The organism is Mucilaginibacter flavus, assembly GCF_030409315.1.
Taxonomy (GTDB): domain Bacteria; phylum Bacteroidota; class Bacteroidia; order Sphingobacteriales; family Sphingobacteriaceae; genus Mucilaginibacter; species Mucilaginibacter flavus.
Genome location: NZ_JAUFPS010000012.1, coordinates 372,390 through 391,212, shown reverse-complemented (window position 1 = coordinate 391,212; position 18,823 = coordinate 372,390). Strand labels below are relative to the sequence as shown.

Sequence of the window (18,823 nt, the reverse complement as noted above, 5' to 3'; positions counted from 1 at the left end):
AGGTAGCCGCTATGCGGCAGATTTGCGTGTTGGAATTGACAGGTGGATAAATTTGTCGACCTAAATAAGCTCTTTAATTGCCGCATAGCGGCTACCTGCTTGTAGAAAAAGATCGCCCAAGCAAATCATTCCGCATAGCGGCTACCTGTTTGTAGAAAAGGTCACGCATGCAAATCATGGCGCATAGCGGCTACCTGCTTGTAGAAAAAGGTCACGCATGCAAATTCTGCCGCATAGCGGCTACCTGTTTGTAGAAAAGGTCACGCATTCAAATCATGCCGCGTAGCGGCTACCTGCTTGTAGAAAGGATCGCCCACGCAAATCATGCCGCATAGCGGCTACCTGCTTGTTGAAAAAGATCGCCCCAGCAAATCATGCCGCGTAGCGGCTACCTGTTTGTAGAAAAGGTCACGCATGCAAATCATTCCGCATAGCGGCTACCTGCTTGTAGAAAAAGGTCGTCCAAGCAAATCATTCCGCATAGCGGCTACCTGCTTGTAGAAAAAGGTCGTCCAAGCAAATCATTCCGCATAGCGCCTACCTGCTTGTAGAAAAAGATCGCCCAAGCAAATCATGCCGCGTAGCGGCTACCTGTTTGTAGAAAGGTCGCCCAAGCAAATCATGCCGCATAGCGGCTACCTGCTTGTAGAAAAAGGTCACCCAAGTAAATCATGCCGCATAGCGGCTGCCTGTTTGTAGAAAAGGTCATCCACGCAAATCTGCCGCATAGCGGCTACCTGTTTGTAGAAAAAGATTACCCACGCAAATTATGCCGCATAGCGGCTACCTGTTTGTAGAAAAGATCGCCCAAGCAAATCATGCCGCATAGCGCCTACCTTTTTGTAGAATCAAGCAAAGCTACAAACCAGCGAAAACACCACGCCCTTCCATTGTTGTTATGCTGTTTATAAACAGGTGTAGCGCTGTAAATACTTCGGCGGGGTTGCGTAAATTGTTAAACAAAAAAAAGTCGGTTACGGAGGTGTAAATGCCGGCTGTGGTTTCAATATCAAGGTTGTCCCGGTAAAGCCCTCTCTCTATACCTTGCTTTAAATTCGCTTCGATAACACTTTTTAGCGTATCGTTTTTAAAATGAAGTACAACTCTGTGTGCGCGTGGATATCGTTGTAACACGGCATCGTTAAAAAGGTACCGGGAGGCAATCAAGTGTTTAAAAAGATCCTGTTGCAGAAATAACTCCCAAACAGGATCTGTAGTCATGTTTTTGTTTGCCTTCAATATGCCTTCGCCCTGCTCAATCAGCAAATCAACAACGGCTTCAACAAGGATGCCTTTGTTGGCAAAATGCTGGTAAAGCGTTTTCTTCGACATGCCCGCCGCGCCCGCCACCTCATCCATGGTAACACTTACAATGCCATGTTGGATAAAAAGCCCGATGGCGTTATCAATAAGATGTGTTCTTTTGTTGTCCATTGCAGCGGTTGATATTACTTGGCTTCTCTCCGTGGGGTTAAGCCCGCTTTATAAAAGAGCCAGCTACTATGGCTGGCTCTCGGTTTTCGCGGTTACATAGCGGTATACGGCCGCTCTTACGTTAAAATCGGCAAAGGCGGTAACCACAGTGCTTGAGGCTTGCTGGTAAGCAGCTTGGGCATCCAATACTTCAGAAATGGTAGCCAGGCCGGCTTTATAGTTATCCTGGTTAACTTTTACGTTTTCGGTAGCCTGTTCCAGATTGTCTTTGGCATAGCTAATTTGGGTTAGCTGGTCCTGCATATCATACCAATAGCGCACAATACCTACTTTCAATTGATTTTGGCCATCGCTGAAATCATTACGGGCTATTTGCTCGCTTATATGGTGTTGTTTAATCTTTTGCTTACCGCGTCCCCATAAACCGTTTGAAATAGGAATGCTAAGTGTAACAAAACTTGCTGGTGCAAAATTGCTTCCAATACCGCTATTGATCGATCCGGTTTGCGACGCGCTTAGGCCGACAGACAGACTGGGCAGGTTATCGCCATTGGCTAACCTGGTTTGCAGTTTTTCGCCCTCAATACGCTTTGTTAATAGCTGATAATTGGCATTCCCGTTTAAATTAGTATCGGGTTGCAGGGCAGGCAGGGTAGGCGTGCTTGTTTTGTTAAGTGTATCCTGCATCGTCATCAACGAATCAAAAGGAATACCGGTATACATCGAAAAATCTAACTGCGCTACATGGCGACCATTCTGGAGCTTGCTTTTGTTAACCAATAGCTGACTAAGCTGAACTTTTACCTTCAGCAAATCGTTCCTGGCTATTAAGCCCGATGCCAGCATATCTTTTTGCATTTTAAGTACGGCATTAAGCAGGGCTTCATTTAAAAGTATGGTTTTTTGCTGTTCCTGTATGTTTACCAGGTTCCAGTATTTTTGTTCGGTAAGTAATACCACAGAATCTGCCGATTGCTTTTTCCTGATCTGGCTCACCTGCAACTGTAATGCGGCCAGCTGGTTGCCGGTTTTAATTTTACCGCCGGCGTAAAGTGCTTCGGTACCGGTTACGCCAAACAGGTAAAGGTTATTAACTCCTTTTTCTAACAGGGGAGGCATGGCCGATACAAAATCCTTAAAGCCGAACAATCCAACCCCGGTGGCACTCACCGAGGGTAGATAATCTGATTTGGCCGCAGCAACATCGGCTTGGGCCGAGCTGATTTTTAACTCGCCGTTTTTTAGTGCGTAACTATAGGCAAGGGCCGCCTGCTTGCTTTGTTGCAGGGATATGCTGTGCTGCTGGGCACCAGCCTGCAGACACGATAAAATAAATATGGAAAAAAAGAATGTTTTCATGATCATGAACTTATGCGGTTACGGTTTCCGGGGTTTGGCTATCCGGTTTGTTTTGATCCTCCTTGCGGAAGAAAAGCCAGTAAAGGGTAGGCAGCACGAATAACGTGAGCAACATGGATAGCAATAACCCGAAACAGATCACTGTACCAAGCGGTCCCCATAATGACGACCGGCTGATCACCATCGGTATTACACCAACAGCCGCTGCCGATGAGGTAAGGAAAATAGGTCGCATCCGGCGCTCGGCAGATAGTTTTGCAGCTTCAAAGGCAGATTTACCCTCGTGCAGCCGCAACTCTTCGGCAAAATCTATGAGGATGATACCGTTACGCACTACAATACCGCAAAGCGCAAGCAAGCCCAAAAAGGATGTAAACCCGAACGGATATCCCATCACCAACAAACCGAACGATGCGCCTAACAAACTCAAAGGCATGGTGGTAATGCTTAGCAGGGCATGTTTAAGATGTTTAAAGTGCCATAATAAAATCAGGAATATCAATATGATACTTACGCCAAGCGCGGTACCCATTGGCCCCTGGTTTTCGCCTTGTAACTCCAGTTCGCCTCCGTAACGTAATTCAACACCGTTGGGGAGTTTTATTTTTTCAATGGCCGGTTGCATTTTGGCCAAAACGGCATTTGCCACAGCGTCCTGGGTTACATCCATACGTACAGTGAGTGTACGCACGCTGTTTCTGCGTGCTATCTGGCCGTCGTTCCATTCCTGGTTTACATCAGCAACCTGCCTTAAGGGGATAATGGATTTTGTTTGTGGCGATACGATATTAAGATCGCGCAGGGCCGATAGATCGCTCCTTGCAGCTTTTGGCGATTTAATTTTAACATCTACGGCGTAAGTGTTTTCCCAAAGCTGGGTAGCTGTTATCCCTTCGGAGTGCATAGCTACCGCGTTGGCAATATCGCTTTTGCCCAGGCCAAGCCTTGCTGCTTCGGCTGTTTTAACATCTATTTTAAGAGTGGGCTGTATCTCGTTATAATCTGTTCTGGCCCAGGTTACCTCTTTGTAGGTTTTGCCAATGGCTAAAACCTGGTTAGCCACCTGTTTTAATGATGAGATATCGTTTCCGCTGATCCTTACCTCAATAGGTGCCAGGGCGTTAATCATGTTCAGCTGCTTCATACGCACATAGGCGGATGGAAACAGGTTACTGTATTTATGCTGATATTCGATAATAACCTTTTCGGTTGCATCTTCAGATACTGTTTTGATCAATATCTGCGCATAGTTTTTTGCCGGCAAATTAGGCGCGTATACCGAGTGGAAACGTGGCGAACTGCTACCAATGAAGCTGGTATAGTTGATGATGCGCTTATCCTGTTTCAGTATCCGTTCCATGCCCTTTACCACACTATCTGTTTGAGATAGGTTATAGCCAGATGGTAAATAGATCTCCATCGCGAACTGGTTGCGCTCTACCTTAGGGAATAATTGCTGCGGCAGTACACCCATAATGCCAATTCCCACAACTACAGCCATCACCGCGAAAAACACGGTGAGTTTGTAGTGCTTCATAGAATTGCCGATATGGTTGTTGAAAAAATCCTGCAAGCGGTCCAGGAATGATCTTTTTTCATCTGCCTTATTATGCAGTAATCCTTTTTTTACAAATAGGGTGTTAAAGAAAGGAACCACCAGCATAGAGATCAGCAGCGATAGGGTTAGCGCTATCATAATGGTTACCGGGAATAACCGGATGAAATCTTTAGCGGTACCGGTCATGAAAAATGCCAGCGGTACAAAAGTGGCAGAAATGGCCAGCGTAGCGGTAAATACCGATGGAAACAATTCTTTAGCACTACTGATAGCCGCATCCCAAATAGACATGCCATGATCCAGCTTTTCAACGTGATTATCAATCACCACTATAGGGTCATCAACCACAATACCCAGCACCACAATTAAGGCGGCAAGTGTAACGGTATCAAGTTCAATGCCGGTCATATACATAATACCCAGCGTAGCGGCTATGGTGATGGGGATAGTGGCGGCGGCCACGGCGGCCACCCTGAAGGGTAACAGCAACAGGGCCACGCATACAACACCAATAAGCGCGAAGGCAAACTCTTTCATAAAGTGGCTTATCGAATCGTCCACAACCTCGGGCTGATCGGCCAGTTTTACCAGTTTAATATCCGGTGGGAGGTGTTCGCGTACTTTTTCGATGTGCGCTTCCAGTTCTTTACCAAATAGTACAATATTTTTGCCGGTTATCATCTCCAGCGAAACCACTATTGATTTGGTGCCGTTTGAGGTTACATAGCTATCCGGCTCGTCATATTCACGTTTCAGTGTAGCTACATCGCGCAGGCGCACGGAGTTGCCGTTTGCATCCTGCCTGATGATCTGGTCGGCAAGTTCTGCCTCGGTTTTGTAAAACGTGCTCAGGTGGATTGGCTCATCAACTACGGCTCCTTCTACTTTGCCGGTAGCGTTTATAGCGCCTTCATTTTGCAGTATCTGCATAATGTTGCCTGCCGATACACCTTTTTGCAGCAGCTTATTGTTATCCACGTAAACTGTTAGCTGCTCGTTTAGGTTGCCCGTGTGCGATATTTTGGCAACATCCTGCACCTGCCGCAATTCGGCTTCAATATCTTCTACATTGCGGAGCAACTCTTTATATGGCCTTGTATTTGATTCCACCGATAGGAGCAGGGCCGATGTATTTCCAAAATCGCTATCGATGTAAAACCCTTTAACCTCTTTGGGAAGCTGGCTTTGCAAAATGAGCATGCCGTTTTTAATCTTGTTCCAAAATGCCTTGGTTTGTATGGCGTCTAAATTATCGGCAACCTCAACAAAAATGTACATGACACCATCGCGGGAGTAGGAGTATGTTTTTTTCTTATTCACCTCATTATTGCTGAATAAGTACTCTTCCACTTTTTTGGTCAACTGCTCTTCAACCTGTTTGGATGAAGCACCGGGGTACACCCCGGTTATAAGGCCCTGCCTGATGGTAAAATCGGGAAACTCATTTCGCGGCATGTTAAAAAGCGCGGCTATACCAAGCAGAACAAGCACGGCAGATAAAGCCAGCGGGAATACATGGTACTCCATAGCCCATTCAATTAAATTACCTTTCTTTTTCATGATCTGCTGTTAGTTGTTGACAATTACGGGGGTTTTATCGGCAAGTTTCTGGTAACCAGAAGTTATTACCTCCTCGTTGCCGTTAAGGCCGGTTTTAATAGTAATGCCTTTACTGTAAAGCTGGCCGGTGGTTACTTCCTTTCGGGCCGCTTTATGATCTGCGGTTACTATGTATAAAAAGTTGTTGCCTTTTTCGTCAACCTGTATGGCCTGTACCGGTACTATCACTTCTTTGGCGCTGGTTGTATCTGCAACCCTGGCCGCTTTATCAAACACTACTTTACAAAGCATACCTGGTTTTAGCTTCATATCGTTATTGGCCAGGGTAATTTTTACGTTGTAATTGGCGCTGCCGCTAAGGGCTAAAACACCCACCTCGGCAACCTTGCCCTGTAAGGGAGTATCGCCCAGCGCATCAATTTTCACGGTAGCCGGGGTGCCTGCTTTATACCGGTTAACTTCACTTTCGGGCACGGCTACCAATACCTTAACAGCGCGGGTATCCAATAACTGCAATACCGGCTGACCGGGGCTTGCCACCGCGCCGGCTTCGGCTTTCTTTTCGCCAACGTAGCCGCTAACGGGAGCATAAAGATGGGTATGGGCTATATTTTGATAGGTTGCCTGCGCTGCCGATGTTGCCTGGTCGAAATTTGATTTGGCTTCCAGCATTTTTATTTCGGCAACGCTGCCTTTTTTAAATACTTCGTTTATGCGGGTGTAGTTTTCCTGGGCAAGTTTTACCTGGGCTAATTGAGCATTGTACTGGTTGCGGTAGGTAGTTTCATCTACAGCGCCTACCAGTTGTCCTTTATTTACAAAATCGCCGGTATGTACGGGGAATGATAAAATGGTTCCCGAAACCTGGAAACTTAAATCGATAGTTTTATCGGCCTCAAGCGTTCCGTCGTAAACGGTATTATCGCCGGCGGATATGGATTTGGTACTTAAGTTAAATACGTTGACAGCTAAAGTGTCCGGACCTGTAGTTTGCTCTTTTTTACCGGCGCATCCGGAAATCCATAAGGCAGTTAATACTGCCGCGGTGAGTGTAGTTTTGGTTTTCATTTAATTCAATTGAACATTTTGTGTGTTTTTGTCGATATGTATTTCAGGCTTTATCAAGGAATTTATATCAATAATTAGTAAATCCATTGATGAAAGTACAGATTTGTTTATCCGCTTAACTTACGTCTGATGCAAGCTTCGACAAATATACAGTATTTGTATCGATGATATTTTTAATGTGAATGTCATTTTAGAATTTCATTCAGATTACGATTAAACCGTTTGATTGCATCATAGTCACAAACAAAAAATGTATTTTTGTCGAGCCATGAAAGTAGATGAAAACGATAAGGTAAAAGAAGAGATTATTAAAGCGTCGGGCGTGGTGTTTGAACGTTACGGCTATTTAAGGGTTTCCATGCAGGATATTTCAAACGAATGTAAAAAGGGACGCAGCACGCTCTATCATTATTTTAAAAATAAAGAAGAAGTGCTGGATGCCGTTTGCGGTAAGCTTTTCTCGCACTGCTTGGAAGAAAGCGCGGCCTCCATAAGTAAACGACGATCTTTTTCGGCCAATATAGAATCCTTTAACAGTATCAAGATTAAAAACTTACGCGAGGTGGTTTTAAAATACCAGCTTGTTATTGACGATTTGAAACAAGACCCGGCGCAGCTGATGTTAAAAACCAGAGCTTTTGCCGATGATGAAATCGCCCTTGTAAAGCAAATGATACGGTGGGGGATAGAAAACAAGGATATAGTTGAACTATCTGAAGAAGATACCCAGTTTTTGGCCGAAACCCTGAGTGCCGCCTTTAAAAGCTTTGAACAGGAAATTATGATTTTTGGCCGTTTCCCACAATTTGAAAGCAAAATAGCCTGGTTATCGCAAATGTTGCATAAGGGTTTGATGTAGCGGAGAGTTGATTAAAAGGAAGATCTGCCTGAATCCAGAATTGGAGACTTTTTAGCGTAAACAGGTAGCCGCGACGCGGCATCTTGCTGGTGGGGCTATTTTACTACAAATAGGTAGCCGCTATGCGGCAGGAAATGTGGCTGGCAAAGAAAAAATCTCAACAATACAAAAATAAAATTGAAAGAAATGGATGACCGCTACGCGGTTACTCGAGGCCCCACTATTTGCCAGAAAATCTGTTTTATTGATGATGAACTTTACACACGCATGTAAAGCAACCGATATTATCCTCTCAAATATTTCTGCCGCATAGCGGCTACCTGGTTGTAGAAAAGAACATAAAATATTTTTATGCGCCGTAGGTGCTACCTCTTTCGTGTACCGCTAATTCTCAAACAAATACCCGCTATAGGCCAACCCTTTGGCAACGCTTTTGAAATTATCGCCCGAATTTAAATTCACATGCGGAAACCTGTTTTTGAACAGCTTTTGAACGCTGCCCACCAAAGATGTGCCGCCAGTTAAAAATAAGCTGTTGATGTTTTCAGGGTCGATGCCGTTTTGGGTCATAAATTCATCCAGGTAATTGGCAATCCTGTTTACATCTTTGGCTATAATATCTTCGTAACCGGGCAGTGAAATTTCCTCTTCAATATCGATATCCATTTTATGGTAACTAAATGTAGAAGTATCACCGTTTGAAAGTTCAATTTTTGTTTTTTCGATAGCCTGAAATACCGAATACCCCAGGTTATTGTCAATAAGGGTGATCAGGTTTTTAAACTGGCGGTCGTTACGTGAAAAGTAGTAATAATCTTCAATGTCTTTTTTAATGCGGGGCCCGTTAAAAAAGTTCATTTGTTCCCAGGAGCAAATGTTTACAAACAGCGATTTGGGTACTGTTAGCACTTTACCCGGCGTGGCCTCATACAACGTGTTTTTGCCAAAGTAGGGTGTACCCTTTTCCCACATAAAAGCCGAATCAAGGCTATCGCCGCCAATGTAGATACCGCCGCTGGCCATCATATCATTCTTACGATCTTTGCTGCCCACTTTTTCGGGGTCGAGTACCAGGTAGGTAAAATCTGTTGTACCACCGCCCAAATCGGCTACCAATACGTTCTCTTTTTTCGCCAGTGTTTTTTCATAGGCAAAGGCCGCGCCGATTGGCTCAAACTGAAAACGGACTTCCTCAAAACCTGCCAATGCCGCCGCTTTACTCAGTCTGGTTTGTGCCAGCGTATCTTTCTGCACATCATCATCATCAAAAAATACCGGGCGACCAATCACCGCCTTACGGCAATCCTGGCCAATCAATTCGTCGGCCCGTTCTTTTAATTCCTGTAAAATGATGGCTACCAGGTCAGACGCGTTGTAGCGCTTGTTTTGGATGCGGGTTTCGGTGAAGCTGCTTCTGGATAGGATTTGTTTAACCGATTTGATAAAACGGCCCTTCATGTCATCGGCAAGGTAAGCTGTGATGGCTTCTTCACCTACCACGTAATTCTTAGCATTACCCACAACCGGCTGCGCGTAAAAATAAATAAGCGAAGGGATGATGATGGTACTATGAATTTCCCTGGTTTCTTCATTGTAAATAGCCAAAGCCGAATTGGTGGTACCAAAATCAATTCCGTATAAAAACTTATTCATAGCAGCGGTAATAAAGCCTTTTTAAAATTTAAAGGGCGGCGAAAATATTAAAAATTAGCTTAAGAATGAAGCACAGGATGGGAATAACAAGTAAAAAGGGCTATGAATTTAGGAGCATACTTAATGCGGCAAGTTCATAAAAAAGCCCCGCATTGTTGCGAGGCTTCTAAATATTTTTAATTAAGCCAAAAAAGAGTTGGAAATATTAATGTCCCGCTGTCGCGGCGTCAAATATCCGGCAAAAATTGCCGCCGCCTATTTTGCCAATTTCATCGGCATTAAAACCGGTTTGCAACAAGGCATCTACCACGGCATAATAGAACCCAACCTTTTGATCTGGCCAAGTCTCGTTGGTACGCTCGCCAGCCCGCTGACGGTTTGGACCGCCACCCGGACCACCATTACCACCCGGAGGAGGGCCATCACGGCGGTCGCCATTATTGCCACCCAGCGGCGGACCGTCGCGGTGATCGCCATTGTTACCACCCGGCGGCGGGCCACCATTATCGCCCGGTTTACCCGGGCCGCCCTGCATTGGGCCAAAGTTACCTGCCGCCCTGTAGGCCGGGGTTAGTTTGGTATCGGTGCCAATACCTACATGGTCAACCCCAATAACATCAACAAGCGCGCGGATATTTTGGGCATACTCCAAAGGCGAATCAGCAAGATGTGTCCATACGCCAATTACGCCGCCCGCGTCTGCCACCATCTTAGCGGTTTCTTTACTAATCAGCCTTGGTTTCATCATGCGGGCCATAAACTGGTTTTGCCCCAGTTGGGTATCAAGGCCGGTGTGCGAAATGAGTGCCGGCTGCTTACTTACTTTAAGTGCCGCGGCTACGGTATCATTGCTGGCATGCGCCAAATCTACCAATATACCCAACCGGTTACATTCCTTGATCACATCGGCCCCAAACGCCGTTAAACCGCCTAATTTTGCCGGGTTGGTATACACGTCGCCAAGCGGTACCGATGCGTCGCTGTCATGAAGTAACCCCAGGTGGCGTAAACCGCGTTGGTAGGCAACTTCTACCCGGTCAAGGTGTCCTTCTAAAAAATGGCAGCCTTCTACAGATTGAATTACCGTAGGCTGGTGTTGCTGGTGCGCGTCGCGCAGATTGCCCATGTTTAATGACCGTTTTATTTTATTTTTGGCCAGTTGCTGGTCCATCACGGTAAGGCCGTTCAGGAAGCGCTCATAGGCCTGTTCAGGTTGATCTAATCGTTGATAATCCAGCGCGAATGTCATACAGATGGCCGATAAGCCAGAGCGGGTCATTTCGCCGGCCAGGTCAATATCTGGTCCGGGCATTTCGGCCGTGGTAAGCGGTACATCAATGTGATTATGCGTGTCAATGCCAATAGTAGCGGCTACAATGGCGGCCACGCGCGGATCAACCTCATTTACCATGGCCCAGCCTGCCAGCGGACTAAGCATCATTGCAGCACCTGTCCCGGCAATGGTGGCAATGAAGTCGCGTCGCGACCAGTTTGAAGGATTTTTTATCATTACTATTTATGTTAAAATCAGAAAACACAATGATAAATGTAAGTATCTGTTTTAAAAACGAACATCGCCCAATACATCACGAAAATCGACGATGGCCAATATTCAGCCGATTAAAGGAAAGCAAATTGCAGGTTATGTTAGGTTGGATATATCGGATGTTTCGATACCACAAGACTTTTATACCGATTGATTTTATAATTTTGCCCGCACAAAACAACTAAATGAAAGAGCAACTACTTCAATTAATAGCCGCGCTAAAAGAAAATTCAATAAAGTTTACCGATGTTTTAGCGTTGATCGAAACCTATTACACCCATCAGCCAACCGCTTTTAAAAACGGCGATACATATAATGAAGCCACACAAAACCAGGGTAGCGCTAAAGTTTTAACATTTGCAAAGCTGAATGACCTAAGCGCGGAAGATACGTTGTATTTATTTGCCGAGCACTATCAGGCCGTATTAGCACACCCGGATGCAACAGATCACCAAAACATCAGGCAGTTTATGGCTCATGGCTGGGCAGGCGTTGTTTTTGAAGGAGATGCCTTAGTAGCAAAGTAGTAATTGTTAAATAAAAGATACACCGTTTAAAATGTAGAATGCCCAACAGCGAATACTATTTCAATTCGTTATTGGGCATTCAATATTCGATATTACTTTTTTTTCTTAATTCTTGACTCTTAATTCTTGATTCTGTCTCAAGAAAGTTTCCAGTCCGGGCGTTCAAAGTGGCAGGTGTATCCGTAAGGGTGTTTTTGTAAATAATCCTGGTGCTCTGCTTCGGCATTCCAAAAATCGGTTGCGGGTACCACCTCGGTAACTATTTTGCCTGGCCATTTGCCGGATGCTTCCATATCGGCAATCAGGGCTTTGGCAGTTTCATGCTGGGCCTCATCCAAATAAAAAATGGCCGAGCGGTATGATGTACCGATATCATTACCCTGGCGATTGCGGGTTGTAGGATCATGGATCTGGAAAAAATATTCAAGCAAGCCCCTGTACGGCAAAACTTCGGGGTCAAAAACAATCTCGATACCTTCGGCATGTGTGCCGTGATTGCGGTAGGTAGCGTTAACAACATTGCCACCGGTATATCCCACAACCGTTGATATAACTCCGGGTTGCACCCTGAAAAGTTCTTCTACTCCCCAAAAGCAACCACCAGCCAAAATGGCTTTTTCAGTTTTCATAATAGCATATATTTTATATGTATAAAGGTAGCGCAGAATTGATAAAAAGGCAAGTGGGATACAACACGCCTATGTAAAAGATTACAACAGGAAAGGTTTATCACACTTACCACTGCAACTTATCCCAGCGGAATTGTGAAATAAAAAGTAGACCCTACGCCGCTTTCACTTTCGGCCCAGATACGGCCTTCGTGGCGGTGTATGATTTCGGCACTTAAATACAAGCCAATTCCAAAGCCAGATATATGTTGCGTATGTGTTGTTGCAACGCGGTAATAACGTTCAAATAGTTTACCAAGGTCTTGTTGCTTAATGCCCATTCCTTCGTCCTGTACGCTTACCTGGGCGTGGTTGGGCAAAAGCTCACATTTTATCTTAATAACCTTTCCCTTTGGCGAATACTTTACCGCGTTGCTGATAAGATTTGAAATTACCGAACTGATTTTGTCGCGGTCGGCGTTTACAGTAGTTTGCGCGCAGGGTTCAAATATAAAATGATGGCTGGTTGTGGTCAGCTCTGCTTCGGCCAGTACTTCGCGAATCAGATCATCCACATCAAAATTACTTTTATCGATAACGATCTTGCCCGATTCAAGCCTGGAAACATTTAGGAAACCATTAATCATGGTGCCCATTTTATTCACCTGCACATTAGCTTTACTTAAAGCCGATACGGCAAAAGCGTCATCGGTATTCAATGATTTTTTGTGTAAAACCTGTATAAGCGCGCTTAGCGATGTAAGTGGGGTTTTAAGTTCATGGCTAACCATGCCTATAAAATCGTTTTTACGCAGTTCGTCCTGTTTCTTTTCAGATATATCCCGGGCTATTTTAGATACGCCGATAATGTTTCCCTGTTCGTCGCGGATAGGGGAGATGGTTAGGGATACATCCAGTTTTTGTCCATGGTTGGTCAGGCGTTCGGTTTCAAAATGCTCTACACGGTCGCCGTTTTTAATGCGTGCTATAATCTGTGGTTCTTCCTGGTGCCTATCGGGCGGTATTAATTTCATGATAGGTTGTCCAATCATTTCGGCAGCCGTGTAGCCGAAAATCCGCTCGGCCGAACGGTTCCAGCTGGTTATAACGCCCTGCAATGTTTTGCTGATGATGGCATCGGCAGATGATTCTACAATAGCCGCCAGTTTTGCGCTCTTTTCCTGGGCCTGTTTGTAGGCAGTAATATCCAAAGCGATAACCAGCCCCGCGTATGTTTTGCCCGCATCATCTTTTAATGGCACAAAGTCAACCTGGAAATCGTCGCCTGCTACACTTTTCAATTCTTCACGAATTTGTTCGCCTGCCAGCATGCGCTCATAAAACGGGCGGGTTGCCGCGTAGCGTTCGGGCAGGGCAACATCGGCTATATATTTACCTGCATAGCTGGCATCGTGGTAGCCCAGTTTATCCATCAGGTCGCCCTCAATAGTAATAAGCCGCTGCTCGGTATCCATTACCAGGATTAAAGACTGTGGAATATTTACAGCTATAGACCGGAATAGCTTTTCACTTTTCTGGGCAGCTTCGCGGCTACGTTGCATTTCCTCGTTGCTGGCCAGCATTTCTTCATTCGCGGCTGCTAATTCTTCGTTGATGGCCGTAAGTTCTTCATTAAGCGCCTGAGTTTCCTCTTCGCTTTCGGCCAATGCGCGGGTGCGTTCTGTTACTTTATCTTCTAACGAGCGGTTTAGGGTAAAGAGTTCTTCACGGGCTTCAGAAAGTTCCTCATTAATAGTCATGAGTTCTTCGTTTGATGCCGAGATCTCTTCATTGGCAGCTGTAAGTTCTTCGTTAAAGGCGGCAGTTTCTTCCTCTTTTAGCTGTAATTCTGTTTGCAGTTGTTCTCGATGTTTCAATTCGCGAACAACGCCAAGATAAGATAGTAAGGCAATAATTACTGCCAGCGTAATGGCCGCAAGGATGGCCAGTGGCGCAAATGCGATGTACCGGTTAAGTAAGGCGGTTTTGTTTTCAAGCAAGCGGTTCTCATCCTGCTCGGCCTTGTCAACAGCCTGGCGCAGGGAATCCATCGCATATTTACCGGCCAGCAGGTCGGCGGTGTTCACAATGCCGCCATCTCGTTTTTTATCGGTTAAGGTATGCAGTATGTCAAACCTTTTAAGGAGTATAGCGCGGATGCGGGAAAGATTAACGATTTGGTCAGGATTATCGGCGGTGAGCGTAGTAACATCATTGGCCAAATGTACAGCATGTTGATATGCACCGTTGTAGGGTTCAAGAAAGTCTTCTTTATCGGTTAGGAGATAGCCCCGCTGACCGGTTTCGGCATCTTTCATTACCGACATCATTTTTTCCAGTTTTTGGATAACAAGCGTGCTATGTGCAACAGATTGGCTGCTGCTTAGCAAACTTGTTAATGTGGTAAACGACATTATGCCAACCACCAATAATATAACGATAGAAATACCGTACCCAAGTTGCAGGTTACGGTTAAATTGTAATTTCATAGAACCAGGGAAACACTCCTTTAAAGAATGCTCATAAAGGTATGTTTTTGCGGTATATAGCACAATGGGCAAGGTTTTCTAATGTACAATAGCTTGATTTGTAACGCGAATGTTACAGTTTACGTGTGACTGCTGCCCATTGCTTCGCGTTGACGGTGTTGTTTTGAAGACTCCCCCAAATATCCTGTTTATGGTTTGGCATTATTGGGTTTTAGTAACCTGCGCCATTATCACTCAATTGATACAAAACGTAGAAAAATTGATTCATTGCGGCTATTTGCGCTAAGGTTAATAACGTTTCTTTGAAAACTATTATAAACCACGTTTAATAAACATCAATGCCTGCTGCAAATTCAAGTTCTGTTCTTTTAAAAAGTAAACCACATTTTCAAATTTTAGATGGCCTCAGGGGAATCGCCGCCGTATCTGTAGTTATTTTCCATTTTATGGAATTTATAGTTCCCAAATATCCCGATAGTTTTATAGCACATGCTTATCTCTCTGTCGATTTCTTTTTCTGTTTATCGGGCTTTGTAATCGCCTATGCTTATGATACTAAGCTGGAAAGTATTGGCAAGCTGCAGTTCTTTAAAGCACGCCTTATTCGCCTGCACCCCATGGTTTTGGTTGGCGCGGTGATAGGTTTGTTAGCTTTTGTGTTTGATCCGTACAGCAGTCTTTACAAGGTTTACGGAGCCGGTAAAATTTTGCTGATGTTTTTAAGCTCCTGCCTGTTAATTCCGTACCCAACGGTGCATGAAAGGTATTTTAACCTTTTTCATCTTAACCCGCCAACATGGTCGCTGGCCTGGGAATATCTGGCCAATATATTTTACGCTTTTGTGCTCATCAGGCTACCCAAAAAGTTCATATGGGCACTCATGGTAATTGGCGCGGCCGGCCTTTATTACGAAACCGCGAAAGCCGGCTTTTTAGGCGTTGGCTGGGGAGGCGATAATGTGGCGGGTGGTGGCTTCCGTGTTTTATACTCGTTTTTAGCGGGGATATTGGTTTACCGTTATAACTTTATTATCAAATCAAAATTGGGATTTTTGGGTGTGGGTGCTTTGCTGTTTGTTATTTTTTTAATTCCATTTTCTGAGAAAACTAACCCGTTTATCGATCCTACGATTGCCATATTTTACTTCCCGTTTTTAATAGCCATGGGAGCAGGCGCGCAGGTAGGGCAAAAGCTGCAAGGCATCTGCAAGTTTTTAGGCGATATATCTTATCCGCTTTACATGATCCACTATCCCTTTTTATGGATATTGATGAGCTACATGGATTCAAAAAAGCCGGATACTCACCAGCTGATTATCATTATGTGTATAGGCGTAGTTTTATTAATTGCCTTTGCTTACCTGGTGATGCGATTGATAGATGTGCCCGTACGGAGGTATCTTAGCGCGAGGAATAAGCAGGTAGTGACGAAGGAAGTGAGCATAGTAGGGGAGGAATAAAGAAACTATTGAACTAATGTACTATAAAGTCATCCCGAACTTGTTTCGGGACCCCACAGGACAGGTAACCCGCATGAAGTATACTTAGCAAGTGGGGTGCCGAAACAAGTTCGGCATGACGTTGGAATTAAAAGTAATTGTCATAATCACTTTCACAGTCTGCGGATTTCACAGCTCAGCATTAACTTGTGATCATAAATTTATAGCATAACATATTAACCATATGAAAACCATAACCAATAAAATAATCGCTTGCCTGTTTTGCATAGGCCTGTGCACGATAGCCGCGGCCCAAACCAAAACCACGGCAATCCCCGGCGATTTTCCCGATCCTACCATTATTCATACCCCCACAGGGTATTATGCTGCCGGTACTTCTTCAGAGTGGGCGCCACATTATCCTATTTATCACTCTGCCAATTTAAAGCAATGGAAACAGGTTGGTTACGTGTTTGATAAAGCTCCTGATTGGACAGCCGGATCATTCTGGGCACCGGAGTATTACCACATCAACAATACTTACTATATTTATTACACTGCCCGCCGCAAGGCCGATAATATATCGTGTATTGGCGTAGCCACCTCCAAATATCCCGACCATGGTTTTACAGACCACGGCGTGATTGTAGCTTACGGTAAGGAAGCGATAGACGGATTTATTTACAACGATAACGGGCAGCTGTACATCACGTTCAAAGCATACGGACTGGATAAACGCCCCATTGAATTGCTGGCCAAAAAACTATCGGCAGATGGTCTTAAAACCGTTGGCGATGATGTGATTTCGCTGCTTAAAGACGATAAAGGGCAGGGCCTAGAAGGTGAAAGCTTTCTTAAAAACGGCAAATACATCTACCTGTTTTACTCGGCAGGCGGGTGTTGTGGTGTTGGCTGCAGTTACCACGTAAAAGTAGCCCGGGCTACCAGTTTTGCTGGTCCGTACGAAAAGTTGGAGAGCGATGAGGTACTGCAACCGGCCCCTGGTTGGAAATGCAGCGGCCACGGCACTTTTGTACAAACGGGAGCAGGTAAATATACTTACCTATGCCATGCTTATAACGAACGCAGCGAGACGCTTACGGGCAGGGAAGGCATGTTGGCCTCGTTAAGTTTTACAGGCAAAAACGGCTGGCCTGTAATGAAAGCCCTACCCAACCCAACAACGCTGCCCGATATTCACGACACCTTTACCGCTAACAAGCCCGCCTTGTACTGGCAATATGATTTTCATAGTGCTGTGCCGAGGGTAAAACAAGGTAATGGCAAGCTGCAGCTATCAGGTACTATGTTAGATAACAATAACGAAGGAGTTATTTATGGTGTACGCCCGGTATCTGATAATTTTGCTGTAACCACCACCGTAACTAACCACAATGCCGCTTTAAAAGGGCTGTCATTTTACGGTACGGCAAAAGCCGCACTGGGCATAGGTGTTGCGGGTAACGAGGTGAAATTCTGGATGATTCAAGACGGTGCGTTTAACGTAATTGATTCTGCGGCGATAAAAGCCGGTACTCCCGTTCTGCTTAAAATAACCATGCAGCCCGATAAAACCTGCAAAGTTTACTATAGCCAAAACCAGGGTAAGTGGACTGAGTTGGCTACCAGTAAAGTCATTGATATTAGCTTTTTGCCACAATGGGACAGGCCACAACGGGTAGGCTTATTTTACAAAGGCCCGGCGGACGAGTATGCAGAGTTTAAGGAGTTTAATTTGGTGAATAAAGGGGAGTAAAGAATCTGGAAATAATATCGAATAATGAATCTCGAACGCCGAAGGGTGTTAGTTCATTGTCCGATACCGATTTGCATAAACTTCAACGCCAGCACGCTTTTGGTGTTGTCACCAATAGCAGATTCATATTGTTGGGTGTTGATCTAGCACGCTGTTGGTGTTGTCACCAACAGCTGATTCGCACTGTTGGATGTTGTTCCTTTACATAAAAGCATTGGGGAGAAGACCTTGTTCGCTAAAATGGTAGCATTGCTGTTTGACGACGATAGCGCCGTAAACGAGTTGTCGGTGACAACACCAACAACGTGCGGGGCTGTTGGTTGTCAACAATAGCACATTCGTGTTGTTGGATGTTGTCTCTTTATCTTAAAATTCGCCCTTTGTCGGCGTTCACCGCCCGTTGTTGGTGTTGTCACCAACAACTTTTCTTCATCCCATATGATGTCGTAAAAATCCAAATTCATCTTCGCCTGTGATATAAAACCGGGCCGACGAATATTTATAATCTTCAGGTAATGCCGCCAAATTCCATTTGGGCTGTAGCGGGTTGTTGTGAATATAATCCAACTTCTGCATAAAAACTTTCGGACTCCACAAATCAACACTCAATGAATTGCGTTCCCAAAACTGGTACTGCCTGTCTTTAGCATTTACCCTGAATGCGTCGAACCATGGGTTTTTAGAATCAAGCAATCTGAATTTCATTTGCTGGGCAGTGAATTTCATCAATCGTTGTTGAACAGATTCACGCTTGTATCCATCCTGTATTTGCCATATTAGGTGGAAATGGTTGGGCATAATCACAAAAGCGTAAACCACTATACAGCCTTCATCAGAGAGGAATTTTAAACTTTGAATAATGACATCTTTAAACTCATCGTCTTTTAAAAGGTGTTTCCATTCAAGTATAGTCGCGGTGAAAAATTGAGGATGATAGTCGAAATTAATAAGTGCCATTTAGCCAATA

Annotated in this window: 14 protein-coding genes; 5 read left to right on the top strand and 9 right to left on the bottom strand. The window is 44.8% G+C overall.

From position 1 onward, the window contains the following. Positions 1-671 precede the first annotated feature (671 nt). Positions 672-797, top strand: a complete 126-nt coding sequence (locus QWZ17_RS04380; protein WP_290303730.1) for a hypothetical protein — start codon at positions 672-674, stop codon at positions 795-797. Positions 798-858: 61 nt separating this feature from the next. On the opposite strand, the gene QWZ17_RS04375 is transcribed toward QWZ17_RS04380, so the two are convergent. From QWZ17_RS04375 to QWZ17_RS04360, 4 genes are all read right to left on the bottom strand, one after another. Continuing rightward, the gene (locus QWZ17_RS04375) at positions 859-1,434 is read right to left on the bottom strand and encodes a TetR/AcrR family transcriptional regulator (RefSeq protein ID WP_290303728.1); all 576 of its coding nucleotides are present in this window, start codon (positions 1,432-1,434) and stop codon (positions 859-861) included. Positions 1,435-1,500: 66 nt separating this feature from the next. Then, positions 1,501-2,793 carry a TolC family protein gene (locus tag QWZ17_RS04370; RefSeq protein WP_290303727.1) on the bottom strand — a complete coding sequence of 431 codons (1,293 nt, stop codon included), beginning with the start codon at positions 2,791-2,793 and terminating at the stop codon, positions 1,501-1,503. Positions 2,794-2,803: 10 nt separating this feature from the next. Continuing rightward, entirely contained in the window at positions 2,804-5,911 is a 3,108-nt protein-coding gene (locus tag QWZ17_RS04365) for an efflux RND transporter permease subunit (protein ID WP_290303726.1), read from the bottom strand. A 9-nt stretch (positions 5,912-5,920) separates the two neighbouring features. Then, positions 5,921-6,979, bottom strand: a complete 1,059-nt coding sequence (locus QWZ17_RS04360; RefSeq protein WP_290303725.1) for an efflux RND transporter periplasmic adaptor subunit — start codon at positions 6,977-6,979, stop codon at positions 5,921-5,923. Between the two features lie 268 nt (positions 6,980-7,247). Between QWZ17_RS04360 and QWZ17_RS04355 the strand changes: the two genes are divergently transcribed. Further along, complete coding sequence (locus QWZ17_RS04355) at positions 7,248-7,838, top strand: TetR/AcrR family transcriptional regulator (protein ID WP_290303724.1); 591 nt, start codon at positions 7,248-7,250, stop codon at positions 7,836-7,838. 384 nt (positions 7,839-8,222) lie between these two features. Here the strand turns inward: QWZ17_RS04355 and QWZ17_RS04350 are convergent, their stop codons facing one another. Next, complete coding sequence (locus tag QWZ17_RS04350; protein WP_290303723.1) at positions 8,223-9,491, bottom strand: Hsp70 family protein; 1,269 nt, start codon at positions 9,489-9,491, stop codon at positions 8,223-8,225. Positions 9,492-9,696: 205 nt separating this feature from the next. Beyond that, the gene (locus QWZ17_RS04345) at positions 9,697-11,001 is read right to left on the bottom strand and encodes a dipeptidase (protein WP_290303722.1); all 1,305 of its coding nucleotides are present in this window, start codon (positions 10,999-11,001) and stop codon (positions 9,697-9,699) included. Between the two features lie 221 nt (positions 11,002-11,222). Here QWZ17_RS04345 and QWZ17_RS04340 point away from each other — a divergent pair, with 221 nt between their 5' ends. Then, positions 11,223-11,564 carry a HopJ type III effector protein gene (locus QWZ17_RS04340; RefSeq protein ID WP_290303721.1) on the top strand — a complete coding sequence of 114 codons (342 nt, stop codon included), beginning with the start codon at positions 11,223-11,225 and terminating at the stop codon, positions 11,562-11,564. A 137-nt stretch (positions 11,565-11,701) separates the two neighbouring features. Here QWZ17_RS04340 and msrA read toward each other — a convergent pair whose 3' ends face one another. After that, on the bottom strand, positions 11,702-12,193 hold the full coding sequence (gene msrA, locus QWZ17_RS04335; protein ID WP_290303720.1) for a peptide-methionine (S)-S-oxide reductase MsrA: 492 nt from the start codon (positions 12,191-12,193) through the stop codon (positions 11,702-11,704). A gap of 119 nt (positions 12,194-12,312) precedes the next feature. Then, positions 12,313-14,661, bottom strand: coding sequence for a PAS domain S-box protein (locus QWZ17_RS04330; protein ID WP_290303719.1), 2,349 nt, complete (start codon positions 14,659-14,661; stop codon positions 12,313-12,315). A gap of 338 nt (positions 14,662-14,999) precedes the next feature. Between QWZ17_RS04330 and QWZ17_RS04325 the strand changes: the two genes are divergently transcribed. Both QWZ17_RS04325 and QWZ17_RS04320 read left to right on the top strand, forming a co-directional pair. Continuing rightward, positions 15,000-16,121, top strand: coding sequence for an acyltransferase family protein (locus QWZ17_RS04325; RefSeq protein ID WP_290303718.1), 1,122 nt, complete (start codon positions 15,000-15,002; stop codon positions 16,119-16,121). Between the two features lie 223 nt (positions 16,122-16,344). Further along, entirely contained in the window at positions 16,345-17,856 is a 1,512-nt protein-coding gene (locus QWZ17_RS04320) for a family 43 glycosylhydrolase (RefSeq protein WP_290303717.1), read from the top strand. A 429-nt stretch (positions 17,857-18,285) separates the two neighbouring features. Here the strand turns inward: QWZ17_RS04320 and QWZ17_RS04315 are convergent, their stop codons facing one another. Next, positions 18,286-18,813 (bottom strand): transposase, encoded by a 528-nt coding sequence (locus QWZ17_RS04315; RefSeq protein WP_290303716.1) that lies wholly within the window; start codon positions 18,811-18,813, stop codon positions 18,286-18,288. Between the last annotated feature and the right edge of the window lie 10 nt (positions 18,814-18,823).